Genomic DNA, 16,145 nt, shown 5'->3' with positions numbered 1-16,145 from the left:
AGATTATAATCGAACCGACAGTACTTGATGAAGGGAGTAGGTTATGAAGAAAAAAGCATATCTCATGGTTCTTGCACTGTGTGCGGCACTGGCGATCACTGCATGTGGCACATCAACAGACCAGAAAGATGACAAAAAACCTGCAGCAGAAGCGCAGGATACAACAGATAAAGAAGATTCCGGATCTGCAGATTCCAAAGAGTCAGAAGAAACGGATTCCAATAAAGACAGCGAAGAGGCAGCCTCCGGAGATACAAGGCTTGTTTCCGTGGATGATGTGAGCAAATATGTGACCATCGGAGAATATAAGGGACTGACTCTTGATAACACAGTAGAAGCCGTAACCGATGATATGGTTGACGGAAGGATCAAGGAAGAACTTCAGAACAAGGCTGAGGAAGTAACGGAAGGCAGTGTTCAGAACGGAGATGTGGTTATCATTAATTATGTGGGAACCAAGGACGGAGTGGCTTTTGACGGCGGTACTGCAAATAATTATGAGCTGACCATAGGCTCCGGAACGTTTATCGACGGATTTGAGGACGGGATCATCGGAATGAAAAAAGGTGAGACCAAGGATCTCGATCTGACTTTCCCGAAGGAATACTCTTCGGAAGAGCTGGCCGGACAGGAAGTGGTATTTAAGGTCACTCTGCAGAGCTTTAAGCGTGCACCTGAGCTTACCGATACCTGGGTAGCCAAGAATACAGACTGCAAGAGTGTGGATGATTACAAGAAGGAAATCCGTACCACACTGGAGGATGAAGCGAAGACAAGTGCACAGAACACATTGCGTGAAACTGCATGGAACACAGTGCTCTCAGCATCTGAAGTGAAGGAATATCCACAGGAGGATCTGGATACAGCCAAGACAGAGTTTCGCAGTCTGTATGAGAATTATGCAAAACAGGGTGATATGACGCTGGAGGATTTTGTAAAAGCTCAGGGAATCTCCATGGATGATTTTGAGGAGCAGAGCGGTCAGTATGCGGAGTTTAAAGTAAAGCAGAACCTGATCGTACAGGGGATCATGGATGCGGAGAATATGACACTTGAAGATAAAAAATCTCTCAGTATCCAGGATGAACTGATCAAAGCATACAGTGTGAAGGATCTGGCTGCGCTGGTAGATAAATACGGACAGGCAGCCGTGGATGAATCCATCGGACTTCTCAGAGTGGAAGATTTTATCCTGGACAATGCAACGGTTGAGGAGAAGGTTTCTGCCGGTGATACCCAGGGAGTAAACGGAGATGATCCTTCCTCGGACGGAAGCAGTGCGGAAGGTACCGTGGATGAAGAGCTGGAAGCGGCAGAGGCTACAGATATGGTGCCGGAAGACGGCGAGGCGGATCAGGATGCAGACAGCAGCACATCGGATGCAGCGGGGCAGGAGTGATCTGACAGTATCAGCAGCTAAAAAAGTGTGGTGCCCGGAATGTGTTCCGGGTACCATTTTTTTTACATGTGCATCGCGAAGTGTGTTACTGAGAACGGAGTGAACAGTAACAAATTAAGAGATTCTTTCGGGAATTTCCATTGTATTTAAGCGTTAAATGCGGTATGATTAAAGACAGACATTAAATATCAAAGAAAGATATGAGTATATAAACGGGGATGTAAAAAATGGACAAAAGAGTTTTGCGTGAGAGGATGCGCAGAAAACAGCAGCAGTTAAGACGGCGGCGGATGATGAAGCGGATAACCTGTGTAGTTGCGGCGATTCTTCTGCTGGTTTTTGTTGTTCGAGGGGTAATTCTTCCCATCGTCAACCATGCAGGCGGCGGAAGCAATAAGGATGCGGAGACAGTAAATGTCCAGGCAAATACCGCCGGAGCTTCCACAGACAGCAGTACGAAGGACGGTACGGCATCGACGGATACGGCTGTTTCGGATACAGACAGCGCGGATTCCGGTACGGATGCAACGGTGATGCCGGTAAAGGGCAGTGCAGCAGGCGAAAGGCTTTCTGTTATGACTCCGGGATGGCATGAGGATTCTACAGGAAAGTGGTATCAGAATCCAGATGGTACATATTATGTAAATGGTTTTGCGGATATTGACGGAACAACATACAGCTTTGATAAAAAGGGATACATGCAGACCGGATGGGTGGAGAAAGGTGTGAAGGACTATTATTTTAATGAGGATGGCTCTTATGATCCTTCCAAGAAGCGCCCGATGATCGCTCTGACCTTTGATGATGGTCCTGGAGAGTATACAGAGACACTTCTTGATACTGTTGAGAAATACAATATCCATGTTACGTTCTTTATGCTGGGACAGAATGTGGAGGGCCGTGAATCTACCATACAGCGAATGGTAAAGCTTGGCTGCGAGATCGGTAACCATACTTGGGATCATCCGGAACAGACGCTGCCGAATATGGATCTGGATTCTGTTATGCAGGAGTTCCAGAAGACGGATGATGCACTGGTAAAAGCCTGTGGGCAGGCATCAACGGTATGTCGTGCACCGTATGGCGCGATCACAGATGAGCAGATGAGTGCAGTTGGCAAGCCTTTCTTCATGTGGTCTACGGATTCTCTGGACTGGAAGCTGATGGATGCGGATGCAGATTATAACCAGATTATGAATGATTCCTCACTGGGAGACGGTTCTATCATCCTGATGCATGATATTCATGAACCATCTGTGAAGTGTGCCACAGAGAAGCTGATCCCGGCACTGATCGACCAGGGATATAAGCTTGTAACAGTCAGCGAGCTTGCAGAAGCGAAGGATGTTACGTTACAGAGTGCTTCCTATTCTGACTTCTGGGACAGCTCTCTTCAGGCTGGTCGTGTTGCAGGATATGCAGGAAATTCCAGCGATTCAGAGGATTCCTCTGAGGATGGCTCCGATGGAAGCGATTCTTCTGACGGATCTGATGTCAGTGACGGATCTTCCGATGAAGGGGACTATTCCGATGGTTCTGACGAAAGTGATTATTCGGATGGATCTTCCGATGATGGAAGCTATGATGATGGTTCCTACGACGAATCTTATGACGATGGAAGCGAAGAATATTAAAAAATGACAGGAGAGACCTGAATGACAAAATGTGCGTCATTCAGGTCTCTTTTTTGACTTTATCTGACACTGTCGGATAATAGACACATATTAGCCGGAGAGGGTTTTTCCTTGACTGAAAATATGGGGATTGGTATAATTATAGAATAAAAAATTCCACTTAAAATTGGGGAATGGACGGTGGCAGAACTATAAAGGGAGGTACCTGAAAATGGGAAAGAAATTACAATTTACGGAGCTTGACCAGTATCTGTTTGGTCAGGGCACGAATTATGATATTTACAGGAAGCTGGGAGCACATCCAGATACGCAGAACCGGAAAAAAGGGGTTTATTTTGCAGTGTGGGCACCTAATGCACAGGCGGTTTCTGTTATAGGTGAATTCAACGAATGGGATACGGAGAAGAATCCCATGAAAAAAGTTGGACCCATTGGCGTTTATGAGACATTTGTACCGGGAGCGAAGATCGGACAGCTGTATAAATTTTACATTACAGGTGCACATGGTGAGGAGCTTTACAAGGCAGATCCATATGCCAATGCCGCTGAAATGCGTCCCGGAACAGCCTCTCGTATTACAGATATCACCAACTATAAATGGAAAGATGATACCTGGATGAAAAATCGCGAGAACTTTGATCCGGACACAAGTGCCATGTCTATCTATGAGGTGCATCCGGGTTCCTGGATGAAGCATCCGCAGACAGCAGAGGATGAGGATGGTTTCTATTCCTACAGAGAACTGGCGCCGAAGCTTGCACAGTATGTCAAAAAAATGGGATACACCCATGTGGAGCTTATGGGTATCGCAGAGCATCCTTTTGACGGTTCCTGGGGCTATCAGGTAACCGGCTATTACGCACCGACTTCCCGCTACGGAACACCGCAGGATTTCAAATATCTGGTGGATTATCTTCACCGTCAGAAAATCGGTATCATTCTTGACTGGGTACCGGCACATTTTCCGAAGGATGCACACGGACTGGTTAACTTTGACGGAACTGCTGTATATGAGCATGCAGATCCGAGACAGGGTGAGCATCCGGATTGGGGAACCAAGATCTACAATTACGGACGTCCGGAGGTGAAGAATTTCCTGATCGCAAACGCTCTTTACTGGGTAGAGGAATGCCACGTTGATGGTCTTCGTGTAGATGCGGTTGCATCCATGCTTTACCTGGATTACGGTAAGAAAGACGGTGAGTGGATCGCCAATAAATACGGCGGAAACAAGAATCTGGAGGCTATTGAATTTTTTAAGCATCTGAATACCGTTGTTCTCGGAAGAAATCATGGAACTGTCATGATCGCAGAGGAATCTACCGCATGGCCGATGGTAACAGGTAAGGCAGAAGACGACGGGCTTGGATTCTCTCTGAAGTGGAATATGGGCTGGATGAACGACTTCCTGGAATACATGAAGCTGGATCCATATTTCCGTAAATTTAATCATAATAAGATGACATTTTCTATGACTTATGCATACAGTGAGAAATATGTTCTGGTTCTGTCTCATGATGAAGTAGTACATCTGAAGTGTTCTATGCTGGAGAAGATGCCAGGAGAGCTGGATGATAAATTCAAGAACCTGAAGGCCGGATATACTTTTATGTTCGGGCATCCGGGTAAGAAGCTTCTGTTTATGGGACAGGATTTCGGACAGCTGCGTGAGTGGAGTGAGGCCAGAGAGCTTGACTGGTATCTTCTTGGCGAGGAAAATCATCAGAAGCTGCAGCAGTATGTCAGTGATCTTCTGCATATCTACCGCAAATATCCGGCACTTTACGGTGCAGATAATGATCCATCTGCATTTGAGTGGATCAATGCCAACGATGGCGACAGAAGTATCTTCAGCTTTGTGAGAAAATCTCCTACAAGACGTAATAATATCCTGATAGTATGCAACTTTACACCGGTAGCACGTCCGGATTACCGTGTAGGCGTTCCGAAGAAAAAACAGTACAAGCTGATCATGGATGAGCAGGGGCTTCTTCCGAAGGGCAAGGTATTTAAAGCCGAAAAGAAAAATTGTGACAACCGGGAATTTTCTTTTGCATATCCGTTGGAAGCTTATGGAGTTGGTATATTTACATACTGATATTCTGTATAGCGAAATCTTTGAAAGAAAATATAAAAGATAAAATAAAAATACCGGAGATCTGTGTACCTTTGAAGTGTTGGCTTCAGAGGTGCCGGATCTCCGGTATTTTATGGATCTGGGTATAAACTGGTTACGAAAAGTTATCGCTATTCTTCGCTATCATCGTAGGAACCATCATCGTAGGAACCATCATCGTAGGAACCATCATCGTAGGAACCGTCGTCGTAGGAACCGTCGTCGTAGGAACCATCATCGTAGGAACCGTCGTCGTAGGAACCATCGTCAGAGTAACTGTCGTCGTAGGAACCGTCATCCGAGGAGTCGTCTGTGCTGCCTGAGTTATTATCAGCAGAGTTAAAGTCTTCGGAAGTGATGTCAATGCCTTTATCTGCGTAATATTTTTCTGCTGTGATAGAGTCGGTATCTTCTACGACATTTCCGGATGCATCGATCATGTTCAGGTCTGTGTCAATGGTCACATCCAGGAGGTTGGTTCCTGTGGATGGAGTGACATTCATGGACATGATCTCGTTGAACTTCTTTTTCAGGTTGTCAAGAGTGAATACACCGGAACCAATGTATGACTGTACACCGTTCTGAGATGCAAGTTCTTCTGTGTAATCGGAAAGCATATATGGTCCGAATTCACCGGCATCGCTGTTGTAATGCATGACCAGAGGTTCCACTGTAGGGGTCAGGATCTCAATTGAGGTCTTGCCGTCCTGTACGGTTTTCTGAATGGTGAATTTTGCCATTCCGCCGAGAAGTTCTTCCAGCTTCTGCTGGGTGGATACGAAATTTCCCAGAGAGTAGAAGACTACAGTTTCATTGCCTTTGTCATCAGTAAGGCGGCCATATGGCTGGAGTACATGTGGATGTCCGCCGATGATGACATTTACGCCCTGCTCCATAAGGTAGGCTGCCCACTGTTTTTCGTATTCGTTTGGCATGGTTTCGTCTTCGGTACCCCAGTGTGCTACAAAGATGATGCAGTCGGCCTGCTGTTTTGCTTTCTGGATCATGGCTGTGATCTTGTCTTTGCGGATCATGTCGATCATGTAGTCTTTTCCTTCAATGCCGCCTACGTTTGTGCCGTAGGTGTAATCCAGAAATGCGATCTTGATACCGTTTACTTCACGGATCTTGACGGTGTCGGCATCTTCCTGGGAGTCGTGGATCCCCAGAAGTGTGACATCCGGATATTTGGTTTTCCAGAAGTTCAGTGTGTCTGTGAGGAAGCCTTCGCCGAAGTCATCGATGTGGTTGTTGGCGGATTCTACTACGTTGAATCCTGCTTTTATAATGGCGTCTCCTACTTCTGTGGGTGTTGCAAAGGATGGGTAGGAGCTTACGCTGTCATGGTCGGTTGTGAAGACGGTTTCCTGATCAATCATTTTGATGTCTGCGTCCTTGATGGCGTCCTGGATGTGGGTGTAGATCTTGTCGTAGTTCCAGTTTCCGTCAGAGGATGCGCCTGCGTCGATGAGACTCTGGTGATAGAGGTTGTCGCCTACTGCGATGACGGAGGCAGTGGTAGTTTCGGCAGTGGTGTCGGCTGCTTCCTGATCGGCCTTGGCTTTGACTGCCGCGGCTTTTTTCTGGGCGTCTATGGCTGGTTTGCGGATGAGGCGGTAGTCCAGCTGATTGAAGAAGAGGACCAGGATCGCAAGGACGATGACGGATGCCATAAGACTTACACGGGCATTGCTGCGTTCGCGGAAGTTAAGGGGGATGTTGTCCTTGGGGTTGCGCCGGGGTTCTCTGAGGGGATCCGGGGTGGAGCTTTTTTTGAAGACTCCTTTGAGGGAGTCGGGGATTTTGATGTTGGGTGGAAATTTCATTTATGTTTTACCTTGTCTTTCTTTGAATTTTGAATGCGATTGATTGGTGATTGTTCGCTTTGTTATTTTTGATTTTTGTTGTGTGGTTGTATTATAGCAGATTTTTATTTTGGTGGGAAGAGGGGGGTGGGGGTGAACGTACGCCCGTGCCGGGGATGCTGTCTGGTCTGCGGCTTCGTCGGGGGCTGGATTCTAAGACGCCGAAATTCTGCTAAAACCGCTTCAAAATTTCTCGAACTCGCGTCTGACGCCGCTCAGACAGCGAGAATTTTTGAAGCAACGCAGATTTTCGCCGTCTAAGAATCAGCTCCCCTCCTGCAGAGGCAGACCAGACAGCATCCCTGGCACGGGCTGTGAGGTTCAGGGCGGTAGGGCTAGGGTGGCTGGGTGGTAGGTTTGTTTGGAGTGGTAGGTTGAGTGGTTTTCCGGTAGGGGATGGGGCATCAGCGCTGCGCTGGATGCCTGGGGCGAAAGGCTGAGTTTCCTTGTGGTCTGACGGAGGGGGTGGCCGAGGCGCTTTGCTGTCGGCCTGGTAGTGTGGAGGTGCTTTGCTGTCGGCCTGGTAGTGTGGAGGTGCTTTGCTGTCGGCCTGGTAGTGTGGAGGTGCTTTGCTGTCGGCCTGGTAGTGTGGAGGTGCTTTGCTGTCGGCCTGGTGGTGTGGAGGTGTTGTGTTGTTGGTTTGAGTGTGTCGGAATTTTTGGATGAAATTTCAGTGCTTTTTATTATAGTGTGTGGTATGGGTGGTTTATCTTATAAGATCTTTTTGTCTGTATGGACATTTCTGAAGCTTTAGATTCTGAAGCGTTTTCCATTTTTTGTTACTGTGTATTTTGTGAAATGCTGGTTTATGGTGTTTTCATGTTTTGTTTGTGTGGTATAATTTGTATATACCAGTAGGAGTGTTAATGACCAATAATACTATATTTGATGATGTTTTTCGGACGATGATGGAGAAGATGACTTATCTGATCGTCCCGCTTATCAATGAGGTGTTTCATACTTCTTATCCGGAGAATGTAAAGATTGTGCATCTTCGGAATGAGCATCAGCTGGAGGATGGGGAATTCATCGCAGATGGCCGGATGGATGAGATCGGGAGAATAATAGACAGTGCGGAGGTATGCAGGGAGTTGTATAAAGAGTATGATTTGTGAGAAATAAAGAGGATATTTTGTTTGGTGGCAAATGTCAGATTTTTACAGAAGAGAGGATATAAACATGGGTGTTTACAGGCGTAAGGCACAGTATCATGAGACGGATCAGATGGGGATCATCCATCATTCCAATTATGTGAAATGGATGGAAGAGGCCCGGATCGATTTCATGAAGGAGTTGGGCTTTGGTTATGGTGAGGTGGAGAAGCGGGGGATTGTTTCTCCTGTTGCGGGGGTTTCGGTTTCTTATAAGAAGCCGGTGCTTTTTGATGATGTGGTGGAGATTTCGGTTTCGGTGAAGAAGTACAGTGGTGTGGTTCTGGAACTGGCTTATGAGTTTTTTAATGTGACCAGAGGGGAGGTTTGTACAGAGGCTTCCTCGAAGCATTGTTTTACCAGGAATGGGGAGCTGGTTTCTCTGAAAAAAGAGATTCCGGAACTGGATGTGCTGTTCAGAAGCTGTGTGAAGGGGGATTGAGTCTGATGGAAGTTGTGGAGATGCTTGATAATCTGAAGGAAAAGGCCCGCAGGGACCCGGCGCTTCGGGAGATGTTGCTTGCTACCCGCAGGGAGAAAGAGCCGCTGGCTGCTTTCTGTAAGAAGTGCCGGGAGCTTGGGGTTCCGGTTTATGAGATGGATCTGATCGCAGCTGGTGAGGAATTTTATGCAGCGATGAAGAGGAGTACCAATGGCGGCGGAGAGAATTCTCCGATGCTTGAGGGTGAGGATGATTTTTATGAACTGTTTTTTGCTGGGTTGGAGTGAAAAAACAGTTTCAAAATTCCGCATCAATATACTTCTCCAGCACCGGGAACTGTACACCACCGATCTTCAGTACCTGGCTGTGGAAAGCTTTCAGATCAAAGTCCTGGCCAAGGCGGTTCTGTTCGGAAGTGCATAAGTCCAGAAGACTTAAGTAGCCCCAGTAGTATTTCAGATAATTTCCCGGGGTTTCCAGGATATACTGGTAGATCTCGGAGACAACGGCGCTGTCTTCGATACCAAAGGCTTTCAGAAAGCTGGCGGCTTCGGCCTGAGTCCAGCCGTTGTAATGGATCTCAATGTCCAGAAGGGAGTACATGCATAAATTGATGCTTCGGTTCAGCCAGGAGATCCTGGCAAGCTCTGTGGCAGAAGGATCCTGAATATAATCGGCGGCGTACTGGTAGGCATAGGGTTCGATGTAGGTGGCCCATCCTTCTGCAAAGCCGGAGGTGCAGAGAAGATTTCGGATGTTGGAGGATTTTTGGCGTTGGAAGGTGACAGTCTGGTAAAGATGCCCCGGGAATCCTTCATGTGCCAGTGTGGTAAAAAGCTCCAGGCCCTGGTAGCCGGCAGCCGGATTTATGTAGATCACATTGGGGGTTCCGGTATCCATAGGTGGGGTGAGATAAAAGGCGGGGCTTAGATATTCTTTCATGGAATCGTGGACTGTGCGGAGCTCAAAGGTGACATCTGTGAGAGGTGGGAAGTCTGTTTGGATCTTCTGCTGCAAGGCATTCAGCATCTGGGCAGGCTTTATTTCTCTGAAAGTGATTCCCCGGCTGAGAGTAGTCAGAAGCTCCGGGTTTTGTCGAAGTATGGTTCCTGCGATGCCGATCTCGTCGGAAAGCTGTCCGGAGAGTCGTTTTTCCATTTGCTTTACAGGAACGTAAGAGCCGATCTGACTCTGAAGAAGATAGAGATAGTAGGCTTTTCCTCCCTTGAAATAAGTCAGGCCACGAGTGTTTTTTCCTGTGCCACGCAAAGCTTCCAGACCGGTCATAAGTTCCTGATAGGCTGGGATGACTTCTGTTTTCATAAGATTTTGGTGGGTCAGGACCAGAGCGTTCTGCTCTGAGGAAGGAAGTTTTCCATATTCGGATAGCTTTTTCTGGAAAATTTCCAGCATATAATTGTTGTCGGGATTCTGGATAAAAGCACTGCATTGTGCAAGGACCCGGTCCAGGGTAGTATCGCTCATAAAGAAGCCAGCTTCGGATTTCTTTTTCTCAAATTCCAGGATGCTCCGAAAGTATGGGCGGATGGTGGTGAGAAGAGTGAGATAGTCGGTGATATCACGATCTTCATAAAAGGCATATTCCGCCAGAAGAACCGGAAGCTGAGCCTGAATACCAAGACTTGGGCCAAGAGGCTCCTGAAGCAGATAATTGTCGCCCAGTGATTTTTCCGTGTGGTAATAGAGGAGCATGGAGTCCAGCGTCAGCTGATTTTCTGTGGAAAGGCGGCTGTAGCGGAAGGATTTCAGCTTTTTTTCGTACTGGCTGCAGATCTGGTATGTATTTTTCATATCTGTGGGGACAGTGCCAAGAGAAGCTTTTTTTCGCCGGATACCCTGTTTTTCCGGATGTGCCAGGGTATAATGGAGGGTAAGGGTGCTGCCGGAAACTTCATTTTGAAAAACTTTTCCGGAAAAGGCTTCGAATTTTCCGTTTTCTGTGATCCCGTGAGTGGAAAAATAACCGGCAGTAAGGCCGGTGAGAAGTGCCAGGATAAGAAGCAGAGTGATGATAATAGAAGATTTATTTTTCCTGATTTTAAGAGACATAAGACAGTCTTTCATTACTGTTTACAGACATATACCATGTGGAGAGTGCTGATGGTCTCGAAGCAAACAGTAACGTCCTTTCAGAGTGGCGCTTTGTTCTATCATATTGGAAAATTACGGAATCTATGATATTATGTGAGCGGAAATATACAAAAATGGAGAAATAACATGAGTGATATTTATGATCTTGCAATTTTAGGCGGAGGTCCGGCAGGGATCACGGCAGCGATCTATGCGTCCAGGGCCAGGTTAAATACCATATGGATCGATAAAAACTTTGCACCGGGCGGTCAGGTCACAGCTACCTATGCGGTGGATAATTATCCGGGAATGCCGGGGATATCGGGCATGGATCTCGGAGAAGCCTTTGGGGCACATGCCCGGAAGCTGGGATTGGAACCGCAGCGAGAGAAGATTCTTTCCCTGGAAAATATTTCCGGAGAGATCAAGACGATTCGTACAAAAAAGCATGAATATCAGGCGAAAGCCCTGATCCTTGCATTTGGGGCAGAGCACCGGAAGCTGGATATCCCGGGAGAGGATGATCTGAGCGGCCTTGGTGTTTCCTACTGCGCTACCTGTGACGGAGCTTTTTATAAGGATCGGACCGCAGTGGTAGTGGGGGGAGGAAACGTGGCAGCAGAGGATGCAGTTTTTCTTTCCGGCCTCTGTGAAAGGGTATATCTTGTTCATCGCCGTGATGCGCTTCGAGCAGATCAGGCACTTCAGGAGAAAGTTTTTGCCTGTGAGAATATAGAAATGGTGTGGGACAGTGTTCCCCTTGAGATCCTGGGACAGGATGAAGTGACCGGTCTTAAGATCCGTAATATAAAAACAAATGAAGAGAGGGAATTGACCGCAGAAGGTGTTTTCATTGCTGTGGGGATCGTTCCTAATACGACACTTGTAAAGGACCAGCTCAAGCTGGATGAAAATGGATATATCTGTGCAGGAGAAGAGGGTGTTACCAGCGCACCTGGGGTTTTTGCAGCGGGGGATATTCGTACCAAGGCACTTCGCCAGATAGTAACTGCTGTTTCAGACGGAGCCAATGCAGTGGCTTCCGCACAGAAATATCTCTGGAGGAAAGATAATGGCAACGATTAAGGAAATCGCGCAAAGAGCAGGCGTGAGTACAACAACTGTTTCCAACGTCATACATGGAAAAACAAAAAAAGTATCTCCTGCCAATATTCAGAAGATCGAGAATCTTATCCGGGAGATGGGGTATGTCCAGAAAATGGGACTGAGAGTTCTGAATAAAGAAAAATCCCAGCTGATCGCAGTTGTGATCAATTATCATAAAGACTTCAAGGATTCTATCATCGGAGATCCTTTTTATGGAAAGATCATCGGTTTTATCGAGAAATACGTGCAGGAACTGGGATATTATCTGATGCTGTATTCCGCAAAGGATACAGATAAGATATTCCAGATGGTCATGGGTTGGGATGTAGATGGTGTTATTGCCATTTCCTTCAGCAAAAGCAACTGCGAAAAAATCTATCAGCTGATCAACAAACCGATCGTTTCTATTGATGCATATGGTGAGCTTGATGCAGGCCAGGAAAACCATGTCCTGAATATCGGACTGGACGACGAAAGTGGCGGCTATCTTATGACAAAATATCTTCTGGAATGCGGCTATGAGTATATCCAGGTTTGTGCAGGCCGTGATAATGGTGTGGATCATCTTCGTTACATGGGCGCTCAGCGGGCGGCGAAGGATTTTGCAAAGAAAAAGCAGAAGGTGCAGTTTACTGCTCTTGGAATGAACTACGCCAAACGAAAAGAAAGCTATGCGTGGCTGCTCCAGCGGAAAAAACCAAAGGCCGCACTGTTTTTCCTGTCGGATCTCTATGCATTGGAGGCTATCAGCTTTTTCAGCAGTCGTGGAGTAAAGATTCCGGAGGAGATCGGAATTGCAGGATACGATAACATCAGTTATGCGGAATTTTCCGTGCCTCGTCTGACTACTATCAGTCAGAATGTGGAGCAGAAGGCGTCTCTTGCAGTGGAAATTCTGATGGAACGGATCAATGGAGTGGAAAAAGAGCGTGAAAATGAGATCATGCTTCCGGTCACGCTGATCCCCAGGAGATCTGTACAGCTGCAGCATGAGGAAAAGTAAGTCTGCAGAGAATGTACCTGATCTGATCAGGGGGTAGATACGAGAAGTCACTGCAGAACTGTGAAAAACAGAAAATCGGGACTTTCAATATAGTAAGAGTATAGAGAATCTAAGATATAAAGATATCAAAAGCCGAAATATACGGGAACTGTCAGTGTCTGACAGTCAGAGTATTTTCGGCTTTTTGTAAATTTACCTGAAATCGTAAAAGAGTTATCCTGTGTAGGTTCGTGCTGAAGATGTGGATAATAAGCATTTGCTGTTCTATGTGAAACCTGCACAAAACTATGATTTTGAACTTGTTACAATAATAGGTTATGTACATAACCTATTTACACAGCCTAACTTTGATGCTATAGTGTGAGCACAAAGGTTAGGTACATAACCAAAGGGAAAGAGTACAGAAGGAGTGAATACCAGATGAAACAGATTCTGATCGCCACACATGGAAAAATGGCCTCCGGCATTCGTTATACAGCAGAGCTGATCGTTGGAAAAATGGCTGAGATCACAACCATTGATGCTTATGTGACACCGGAAGACAATGTGGAGAAAAAGTTTGAAGAATATTTCGCACAGCATGAAAACGACAGGATTTTCGTTTTCACAGATCTGATGGGAGGAAGCGTAAATCAGAAGCTTCTGGGATACAGTCAGAAAGAAAATGTTACGCTGATCACAGGAACCAACCTTCCGGTCCTGATGCAGGTCATGATGGCGGATGACGATGTGACAGAGGAGGAGATCCAGGAGTTTATCGATGATGCCAGAGAAGAGCTTCAGATGGTAGACCTTGGCGGTGGAAAGAAATCCACATCTGAAAAAAATGCTGAAGAAGATACTGCACAGGGTATCGAAAATACTGCGCAGATTTCAGAAGGTGCTGCATCGTATGCAAAAAAATCCGCACCGAAAAAAGCTCTGGCTCCCCAGTCCTATGACAATTCCACAGCAAAGATCACCGCACTTCGTGTAGATGACCGTCTGATCCACGGACAGGTTGCCATGACCTGGACCAAACAGCTGGCTGTACAGGGAATCGTGGTAGCTAACGACGAGGCAGCTAACGATAACACCCAGAAGATGGCATTGAAAATGGCCGTACCGGGCGGAATCAAATCGCTGATCAAACCGGTGGATGAAGCCATTCGTATCTTAAACAATCCGAAGGCATCCAGGATGCGTATTCTGGTTCTGACAAGAACGGTAAAGGATGCTCTGAAGATAAGACAAAGTGTTGGTGAGATCGGATTCCTCAATGTAGGAAATACGGGACGTTTTGATGGAATCGATGTTTCCGAGAAGCTTGTCCTGACCCCGACTATCATGTTGACAAAAGTAGAACAGCAGGCACTGAAAGAGCTGGTGGCTCTTGATCCGAAGGCCTGTATGCAGCAGGTACCCAATGATGAGCAGAAGCTTGTGAAGGATATACTGGACAAGCTTGACTGACATCCACTGAATAAATAAAACGTAGCACAAAAAAGGGAGGAAAGAAAAAATGTTAAACGCATTTCTTGTAGCACTTGCCGTATTTATCTGTGTCGGCGGTGCAGAGCTGGTCGGATTTACTATGCTGAACCGTCCAATCGTCATCGGGCCACTGGTAGGTCTGTTCCTTGGAGATCTTCACACAGGAGTTATTATCGGAGCTTCATTGGAAGCTGTATTCATGGGAGTTGTAAATATCGGCGGAGCTTCTGCAGCAGAACCCGGAATTGCCACAGCTGTAGGAACTGCCTTTGCCATCATGCTTGGCAAAGGCTCTGAGGTTGCCCTGACACTTGCACTTCCAATCGGTATCCTTGGTCTTCAGATCAAGACCGTTCTCTACATTTTTATTGTAGGTATGTTTGCAAAAACTTTCGACCGTCTGGCAGCAGAGGGCAAGGAGAAACAGATTATCGCCCTTCATTACGGACTCTGGGCTGTAAACTGGTTTTTGTATTCCCTGTTCGCATTCTTCGGAATCCTGTTCGGATCTGACGCAGTCAGCGCACTTCTGGATGCGATCCCGGATGTTGTTATGAACGGCCTGACCGTCTGCGGTGGACTTCTTCCGGCAGTAGGTATGGCGATGCTGATGAAAATGCTCTGGGACAACAAGATCTGCATGTTCTACTTCCTGGGATTTGTCCTTGCAGCATACTTAAACCTTCCGCTGATCGCCCTTGCCGTGATCGGTGTGATCATTGCCATTTCCATTGGTATGAACGATTACAAGATGAATCAGCTTGCAGCACAGAGAGTAGCAGTTTCACCGGCCGGTAGCGCTGACGAATATCTTGACGAAGAAGAGGAGGAATTTTTCTCATGAGTAATTTAACGAAATCCATTCCTGCAGATGAAAGAAAAATGCTGAGAAAAGCGTTCTGGCGTTCCTTTACTCTGTATGCGGCAGTAAGCCCGGCAAAACAGGGAGCTTCCGGCTTCTGCTATTCCCTGATGCCTTTTATCAATAAATTTTACAAAAACGATGAGGAAGGCAAAAAAGCTGCCCTCACAAGAAGTATGTCTTACTTCAATACAACCATCACCTTATCTACATTCATCATGGGTCTTGTGGCATCCATGGAGAAGAAAAACAGCGAGCAGAAGGATTTTGATGCAAGCTCCATCAATGCGGTGAAATCTTCCCTGATGGGACCTCTGGCCGGTATCGGTGATTCCATTTTCTGGGGCGTTCTCCGTGTAATCGCAGCCGGAATCGCAGTAGGACTTGGTGCATCCGGAAATGTTCTGGCACCGATCGTGTTCCTGCTTCTTTTCAACATTCCGTCTATTCTTGTGAAATATTACGGAACATTCCTGGGCTACAAGCTTGGTTCCGAATACATCCAGAAGGTTTATGCAAGCGGTCTTATGAACATCCTGACAAAGGCTGCCAGCATTGTAGGTCTGATCATGGTCGGCGGTATGACTGCCAGCATGGTAACCTTTAACTCCACTTATGAACTCACCATGAAGGGTGAATCTGTTCTGAATCTACAGAACATGTTGGACCAGATTTTTATCGGCATTGTTCCCCTTGGACTGACTCTTCTGTGTTACTATCTGCTGAAAAAGAAAAATGTCAGCATCACAGTTCTGATCATCGGTGTTATCATCCTGAGCATCCTTCTCTCTCTTCTTGGAATTGCATAAGCCTTAAGGATAAGGAATAAAGATCAGAATTATGAAAAGGCGGGCCGTATAGGGTCCGCCTATAAAAAAGCCTAAAAAAAGTTATATCGAAATAACTGACCGCAAAAAGGGCAGTTGAAGAACACCTGACCGGATATAAATAAGCAGCAAATACGGATTATAAATATCTGCTCAATGCAAAATAAAGGAGACA

The 16,145-nt window shown here is 46.5% G+C and carries 13 protein-coding genes; 11 read left to right on the top strand and 2 right to left on the bottom strand.

All coding sequences use genetic code 11. The features are described from left to right. Positions 1-43 precede the first annotated feature (43 nt). The 3 genes from tig to glgB all read left to right on the top strand — a co-directional run bounded on the left by tig (position 44) and on the right by glgB (position 5,131). A complete protein-coding gene (gene tig, locus NCY57_RS10870; protein WP_059086290.1) occupies positions 44-1,399 on the top strand; it encodes a trigger factor in 1,356 nt (451 codons plus the stop codon). A 227-nt stretch (positions 1,400-1,626) separates the two neighbouring features. Beyond that, the gene (locus NCY57_RS10865) at positions 1,627-3,033 is read left to right on the top strand and encodes a polysaccharide deacetylase family protein (RefSeq protein WP_250789661.1); all 1,407 of its coding nucleotides are present in this window, start codon (positions 1,627-1,629) and stop codon (positions 3,031-3,033) included. 211 nt (positions 3,034-3,244) lie between these two features. Then, positions 3,245-5,131: a 1,4-alpha-glucan branching protein GlgB gene (gene glgB, locus NCY57_RS10860; RefSeq protein WP_021653063.1), complete on the top strand. Its 1,887-nt coding sequence runs from the start codon at positions 3,245-3,247 to the stop codon at positions 5,129-5,131. A gap of 149 nt (positions 5,132-5,280) precedes the next feature. Here the strand turns inward: glgB and NCY57_RS10855 are convergent, their stop codons facing one another. Further along, a complete protein-coding gene (locus NCY57_RS10855) occupies positions 5,281-6,975 on the bottom strand; it encodes a CapA family protein (RefSeq protein ID WP_250789660.1) in 1,695 nt (564 codons plus the stop codon). A gap of 905 nt (positions 6,976-7,880) precedes the next feature. Here NCY57_RS10855 and NCY57_RS10850 point away from each other — a divergent pair. From NCY57_RS10850 to NCY57_RS10840, 3 genes are all read left to right on the top strand, one after another. Next, entirely contained in the window at positions 7,881-8,129 is a 249-nt protein-coding gene (locus NCY57_RS10850) for a hypothetical protein (protein ID WP_114001926.1), read from the top strand. Between the two features lie 64 nt (positions 8,130-8,193). Next, entirely contained in the window at positions 8,194-8,607 is a 414-nt protein-coding gene (locus NCY57_RS10845; RefSeq protein WP_250789659.1) for an acyl-CoA thioesterase, read from the top strand. A gap of 5 nt (positions 8,608-8,612) precedes the next feature. After that, positions 8,613-8,894: a hypothetical protein gene (locus tag NCY57_RS10840; protein ID WP_015525365.1), complete on the top strand. Its 282-nt coding sequence runs from the start codon at positions 8,613-8,615 to the stop codon at positions 8,892-8,894. Between the two features lie 10 nt (positions 8,895-8,904). Here NCY57_RS10840 and NCY57_RS10835 read toward each other — a convergent pair whose 3' ends face one another. Beyond that, the gene (locus NCY57_RS10835; protein ID WP_244092760.1) at positions 8,905-10,677 is read right to left on the bottom strand and encodes a DUF885 domain-containing protein; all 1,773 of its coding nucleotides are present in this window, start codon (positions 10,675-10,677) and stop codon (positions 8,905-8,907) included. A 168-nt stretch (positions 10,678-10,845) separates the two neighbouring features. Here NCY57_RS10835 and trxB point away from each other — a divergent pair, with 168 nt between their 5' ends. The 5 genes from trxB (at position 10,846) to NCY57_RS10810 (ending at position 15,952) form a co-directional block, all read left to right on the top strand. Next, positions 10,846-11,784, top strand: a complete 939-nt coding sequence (gene trxB / locus NCY57_RS10830) for a thioredoxin-disulfide reductase (protein ID WP_114001924.1) — start codon at positions 10,846-10,848, stop codon at positions 11,782-11,784. Beyond that, a complete protein-coding gene (locus NCY57_RS10825) occupies positions 11,771-12,808 on the top strand; it encodes a LacI family DNA-binding transcriptional regulator (protein WP_244092759.1) in 1,038 nt (345 codons plus the stop codon). The genes trxB and NCY57_RS10825 overlap by 14 nt, the downstream gene beginning before the upstream one ends. Positions 12,809-13,228: 420 nt before the next feature. Continuing rightward, on the top strand, positions 13,229-14,260 hold the full coding sequence (locus NCY57_RS10820) for a PTS mannose/fructose/sorbose transporter subunit IIAB (protein WP_173739405.1): 1,032 nt from the start codon (positions 13,229-13,231) through the stop codon (positions 14,258-14,260). A gap of 49 nt (positions 14,261-14,309) precedes the next feature. Beyond that, positions 14,310-15,125, top strand: coding sequence for a PTS mannose/fructose/sorbose/N-acetylgalactosamine transporter subunit IIC (locus tag NCY57_RS10815; protein ID WP_173739404.1), 816 nt, complete (start codon positions 14,310-14,312; stop codon positions 15,123-15,125). Then, positions 15,122-15,952 carry a PTS system mannose/fructose/sorbose family transporter subunit IID gene (locus NCY57_RS10810; RefSeq protein ID WP_015525374.1) on the top strand — a complete coding sequence of 277 codons (831 nt, stop codon included), beginning with the start codon at positions 15,122-15,124 and terminating at the stop codon, positions 15,950-15,952. Before NCY57_RS10815 ends, NCY57_RS10810 begins: the two co-directional genes overlap by 4 nt. Positions 15,953-16,145: the final 193 nt, after the last annotated feature.

The sequence above is a fragment of the Blautia sp. MB18-30 genome, from assembly GCF_023669475.1.
GTDB lineage: Bacteria > Bacillota > Clostridia > Lachnospirales > Lachnospiraceae > Blautia_A > Blautia_A fusiformis.
The sequence above is the reverse complement of the archived record's forward strand: the minus strand, read 5'-3'. Positions and strand labels throughout refer to the sequence as shown.